Annotated in this window: 7 protein-coding genes; 3 read left to right on the forward strand and 4 right to left on the reverse strand. The window is 44.3% G+C overall.

What is annotated here, in order from left to right:
* The 4 genes from LZ23_RS11460 to LZ23_RS11480 all read right to left on the reverse strand — a co-directional run.
* A partial coding sequence (locus LZ23_RS11460) for an Rpn family recombination-promoting nuclease/putative transposase (RefSeq protein WP_045214299.1) occupies positions 1-274 on the reverse strand: 274 nt, incomplete at its 3' end.
* A 265-nt stretch (positions 275-539) separates the two neighbouring features.
* A complete protein-coding gene (locus LZ23_RS11465) occupies positions 540-1034 on the reverse strand; it encodes a PIN domain-containing protein (protein ID WP_045214301.1) in 495 nt (164 codons plus the stop codon).
* The gene (locus LZ23_RS11470; RefSeq protein WP_045214303.1) at positions 1012-1275 is read right to left on the reverse strand and encodes a UPF0175 family protein; all 264 of its coding nucleotides are present in this window, start codon (positions 1273-1275) and stop codon (positions 1012-1014) included. The genes LZ23_RS11465 and LZ23_RS11470 overlap by 23 nt, the downstream gene beginning before the upstream one ends.
* Positions 1276-2179: 904 nt before the next feature.
* The gene (locus LZ23_RS11480) at positions 2180-3328 is read right to left on the reverse strand and encodes a site-specific integrase (protein WP_045214308.1); all 1149 of its coding nucleotides are present in this window, start codon (positions 3326-3328) and stop codon (positions 2180-2182) included.
* A gap of 260 nt (positions 3329-3588) precedes the next feature.
* Between LZ23_RS11480 and LZ23_RS11485 the strand changes: the two genes are divergently transcribed.
* From LZ23_RS11485 to LZ23_RS11495, 3 genes are read left to right on the forward strand one after another with little or no spacing between them, the layout of a single operon-like run.
* Positions 3589-3909, forward strand: coding sequence for a type II toxin-antitoxin system RelE/ParE family toxin (locus LZ23_RS11485; protein ID WP_045214310.1), 321 nt, complete (start codon positions 3589-3591; stop codon positions 3907-3909).
* Positions 3902-4183: a helix-turn-helix domain-containing protein gene (locus LZ23_RS11490; RefSeq protein WP_045214312.1), complete on the forward strand. Its 282-nt coding sequence runs from the start codon at positions 3902-3904 to the stop codon at positions 4181-4183. Before LZ23_RS11485 ends, LZ23_RS11490 begins: the two co-directional genes overlap by 8 nt.
* A complete protein-coding gene (locus LZ23_RS11495) occupies positions 4176-4475 on the forward strand; it encodes a HigA family addiction module antitoxin (RefSeq protein ID WP_045214313.1) in 300 nt (99 codons plus the stop codon). Before LZ23_RS11490 ends, LZ23_RS11495 begins: the two co-directional genes overlap by 8 nt.
* The last annotated feature ends 122 nt before the right edge of the window (positions 4476-4597 follow it).

Here is a 4597-nt window from a genome sequence, read left to right on the forward strand (position 1 = left end):
TAGTCAGATGGAATAAATTGCTTTTATGCTCGATGAGCATATAGATTTCTGCAAGGTCTCTATTCTTGAACTGGAGGGACATAACCAGGTCGGTCAGGTTTTCCTTAAGCTCATCACTGACAAAAGATTTGGAGGACACTTCCAGCGTATCCAGGTCCAGCTGTGATGTTATCTTTTCTGGAAGATAATAGCGGATAAAATCCCTGGCATAGACCTCCCGGCCCAGGATGTTCTTTACAAAGCTGTCGTGTGCCTTTGGTACTTTCTTGCTCATGCATTAATTTCTTAATTCTTTTTGGGAGAGTAAGCAAGTCCATATTAAAGCATATTTCGTCTGTCCCTTTTTTTTTATACTCGGGCATAGCCAGATCAAAACGACTATGCGTTATGCTCATCTTGCTGAGGAAACCCTGAAGGACGCAGTAAATGCTGTGCCGCTGGGGAAGGCAGCGTGATTTTGCGATGTGTATGGAGGCCACCCTGCTGGTACGGGGTGGCCTTCTTGTATAGTGTGGGAACGGGGAGGTCAGCTAAAGATTTCACTGTATCTCTTCTTCAGCTGTTCTCAGTATATGAAGTCTATGCACAGGAGCAAGGTAAAACCCAAGTTGATTCAGCCTATCTAAATAAGGACCAACACTATCAATAAGTCCCTTTAACTTTGCCGCTATTAGTATGCCAGCAGTTCCTGTAAGATTTAGATTGAGTTCCATAGAAACTTTTCGGGCAAGAAAGTCGTCAATAACAACTAAGGAGCCAGGATTTATTAGGCTATTCAATATGACAGCTGTTTCGCCTTTATCCAGATCTCTTACGAGTCGGTTGAAGGCTGATTCTTGTTTAGGTAAGATATTTATAAATTCAAGACTGCTTATATCTGGTAAATTTATGCCTTCAAGTTTTCCCTGTTCTATTTCCTCATTTACTTCTTCAGGCAGATGGACCTTTCCATATAAGGATTTTAAGATACTTATGAGTCCCAGTTGATGGAGATATTGGATGGGAGAAGTATTAATAATTACCATTCTGGGCATTTAATACATCCTTATCAAGTGAGAGTTCGTCTACTGGAAATATTGAGACACCATAGCGACCCATTTCTTGGAGAAAGTGCGGCTTAGAAATATTTAACCATTCCGCTGCCTTCCCTGTTGAAATTCTTCCAGATTCAACCAGCTTTGACGCCAGTAGGAACTTTATTTCCCGCTCCGGGGCTGTAAATCCGTAGGATATCTCCTTCATAAAGCTATCTGGCATATCTATTGTGATTTGCATGTTGACCCCCTAAATAGAGTTATATGGCCTCGGGAAAAATTTTTATAAGTCAGCGTTTATCGTTAGGCAAGCATAAATAGGATATCTTAATTGGGAGCGACAAATATCAACTTTATCTCAAAAGTTGATATTAACTTTTTTCTAAAGAATATATCCAATAATATCACCACTTAACCCCGCAAGCTAATAGGCGCCACCTTCACTTTTGTAGGTAAACATCAACTTATGTTGACTTTTTATCGTTTTACTTGGTATACACTGTACCTATGAGAACAAACACCAATCATCCCCAAAAGGGCAGTTCCATCAAAGTTGAGCCCATCCGGAATTTGGAAGACATAAAAGCCATCAAACAGTTGCTCCAAGGCAAGCCCAGTAAAGCATATTTCGTCTGTCCCTGTTGGCTTTTTTTCAAGGCAAATACCAGCCGGAAAAAGTCAATATAAGCATCAGGGTACTTCGGTGTCCTGCCAATATTCTTTACGATCAGGTATTCCTCAAAATATTTCTTACATGAAATCAATGTATTATAATTTAATTTTAATTCTTCAGCTATTCTTTTCAGTGTTATCAACCTCTTTGTTACCATTTTGATGTCCCTCCTGTGTTGTCTGTTATTTTCCCAACATTTCCCTGTTACTACTCCGTTATTACACCACCCCAACACCAAAAGAAGGTGGCACCAACTTAGCACCACCTCCCACTGTAGTTACCCACCAAACCAGCCCACCGTCACTCTCACTCGGCTTTCTGTAAGGCACTGAAATACCACATCCCTTTAGTGTCACTCATTACTGCACATTGGACTGACCCAGCATATACTCACGGCCAAAAGTGGTGCTTAGCTTGGTGTTTGGCTGAACCACGCCATTACACTCGATTTTTTGACCCAGCATATACTCACCTACCGAACCAGTTTTGAGACGATTTCGGTGGCTTCCTGGAGTGTATCCTTCGTCAGATGTGCATACCTTTGCGTAGTTGATATGTCGGCGTGTCCTAATAGTTTTTGCACCTCGTAGAGGGACCTACCGGAATTTACCAGGAAGGATGCATAAGAATGGCGAAGGTCGTGAACCCTCACGTCGGGCAGACCGGCATTGCGTCTTATACGGTCCCAGGTCCCATGCATGTGCTTCATGGGCAGACCTGTATCAGGATTAGGAAACACATAGTCGGAACCATTGCCAGCTCTGCGTTTCAGGATTTTCATAGCTCCCTGGGATAAAGGAATTATCTTCCGTGTCTTGCCTTTGTTCCGCTCCGGGGGCAGGGTCCAGATATGTTCCTCCATATCTATCTCTGACCAGGGCAACTGTGAAGCCTCTGACTTTCTGGCCCCGGTCAGTATCAGGAACTCAATGAGATCGGGCACTACCGGGCTTTTGCAGGTCTTAATTGCTTCCAGCAGGGTTTCCAACTCCTGGTGGGTCAAAAACCTCTCCATAGCCCCGTTATCAGCCAGTTTAGAAACATTTTTGGTGGGTGCCCTTTGAATAATTTCCCAGCGCTCGGCCAGGTTAAATATGTGCTTTACCAAGGCCATTACACGGTTAACAGACCCTGGCTTAAAGCCCCTGTTTACAAGAGCACTCTGGAACTCCAGCAAGTCGCCGGGCTTGAACTCGTCCATGCGCATATTTCCCCAGAGCTTGAGCATGCGTTTTTCGATAAGGTCCTGGTCATATTCCCAGCTGCGTTTGTAGGTCTTCACGTGGGGCAAGTACTTATCCCTGGTAAACTCCCTGAACGTAGGTGTTTTCTTGATCTTCTCCACATGGGCCAGAGGGTCAAAGCCCATCACAACCTGGCTTTTAAGTGCCCTGGCTCTTTCCCGGGCCTGGTCGATACTCAGGGCATCAGACGGCCCGATCATAAGCTGCCTGGTTCTGGAATGCTTATCTCGGTATCTTATGTAGTACGTGGCTTTTCCGTTCCTGCGTACCTCCAGAATAAAGCCGGTCAGCTTCTCATCAAAGTACTGAATTTTCGGCTTGTCGGTGGGTAGTGGCGGGTTATCAACAAAACTTTGCTTCAAAAATACTTTGGGCATAACTGCCTCCTTTCAGTTATAGGTTTGCTTTAAAGCTTATAACCAAAAGCAGGGCGGTTTTTTGAATTGGAAAGGTGCCTGCAGCAAAAACTGAGGCCGTAGGAGGCCCGTAGAGGGCTTTTAGAGGTGTTTTTGGATGTCAGGTATGCGAAAGCGGGTAGAGGGCAAAAATTGTGACGTAGGAAAGCTTAAAACGGAAATGGACTAATAATGTTTTGTCAGTGCTTGACTGCATAGCAAAAAAAGCATAAAAATCAGATATGCAGACTTGGAGCATAGAATTTTTAGATGAAACTGTTGAGGCAGAGTTTGAATCTTTCCCTGCAGAGGTTCGAGCTAAAACTGTTCAAATCATGAACCTGATAAAAGAATTTGGTCTCCATAATGTGGGAATGCCATATACAAGGCCGGTACAGGATAAGATCTGGGAGATAAGAGCACAACAGGGCAGAAGCTTGTATATCACAGCTAGTGGCAGGAAAATCCTAATACTAAGGTGTTTCATCAAGAAATCAAACAAGTTGCCCCAAAAAGAATTGAAGATTGCTCAGAAAAGAGCCAGGGAGATACAGGATGGGTAAAGCTTTAGAGCAAAAACACAAAGAAATGATGGATAGGGACCCCGAGTATGCCAAAGCCTACACGGATATGGAAGATGAGTTTCAGTTTGCCAGGGAATTGATTAAAGCCAGGATAAGGGCAGGGCTTACGCAGCAGCAGATTGCTGAAAAAATGGGAACCACACAGTCCACCGTAGCCAGGCTTGAGTCGGGCGGGACTATGCCCAGTCTTAGAAGTCTGCACAGATACGCAGAGGCTACAGGGAGTAAGGTCAGGATATCTTTAGATGACTAACAAAATGCCCCCGGTACACCCGGGAGAAATACTGCGAGAAGAGCTTGATGGTCTGAATATTTCAGCCAGTGCGTTTGCTAAAAGCCTCAGTGTACCCACAAACAGGATTACAGAAATCCTAAATGAGAGAAGAAGGATAACCTCTGATACGGCCTTACGCCTGAGCAGGTACTTTGGAACTTCAGCAGAGTTCTGGATGAACCTCCAGCAGGCTTATGATCTGAAGAAAGCCAGGGAAAGTACATGGTCGGAAATTGAGGTAGCCGTAAGACCGCTTTGTGTGAATGCATAAAAAAGCCCACCAGCTCAAAGCCAGTGGGCAATAAGCCAGCAAGGTAATTTACTTAACCCCGCCAAGCCTCTTAATCAGCGGCAAAGTACCAGTAATAAACCCATCCAGCCTTACCTTAAGCT

The sequence above is a fragment of the Desulfonatronovibrio magnus genome (genome assembly GCF_000934755.1).
Classification (GTDB): Bacteria; Desulfobacterota; Desulfovibrionia; order Desulfovibrionales; family Desulfonatronovibrionaceae; genus Desulfonatronovibrio; species Desulfonatronovibrio magnus.

What these genes read in the sequence shown, in the direction of transcription:
- LZ23_RS11485 (WP_045214310.1), top strand. Translation starts at nt 3,589, where the DNA reads ATGCAGACTTGGAGCATAGAATTTTTAGATGAAACTGTTGAGGCAGAG.
- LZ23_RS11490 (WP_045214312.1), top strand. Translation starts at nt 3,902, where the DNA reads ATGGGTAAAGCTTTAGAGCAAAAACACAAAGAAATGATGGATAGGGAC.
- LZ23_RS11480 (WP_045214308.1), bottom strand. Translation starts at nt 3,328, where the DNA reads ATGCCCAAAGTATTTTTGAAGCAAAGTTTTGTTGATAACCCGCCACTA.
- LZ23_RS11470 (WP_045214303.1), bottom strand. Translation starts at nt 1,275, where the DNA reads ATGCAAATCACAATAGATATGCCAGATAGCTTTATGAAGGAGATATCC.
- LZ23_RS11465 (WP_045214301.1), bottom strand. Translation starts at nt 1,034, where the DNA reads ATGCCCAGAATGGTAATTATTAATACTTCTCCCATCCAATATCTCCAT.
- LZ23_RS11495 (WP_045214313.1), top strand. Translation starts at nt 4,176, where the DNA reads ATGACTAACAAAATGCCCCCGGTACACCCGGGAGAAATACTGCGAGAA.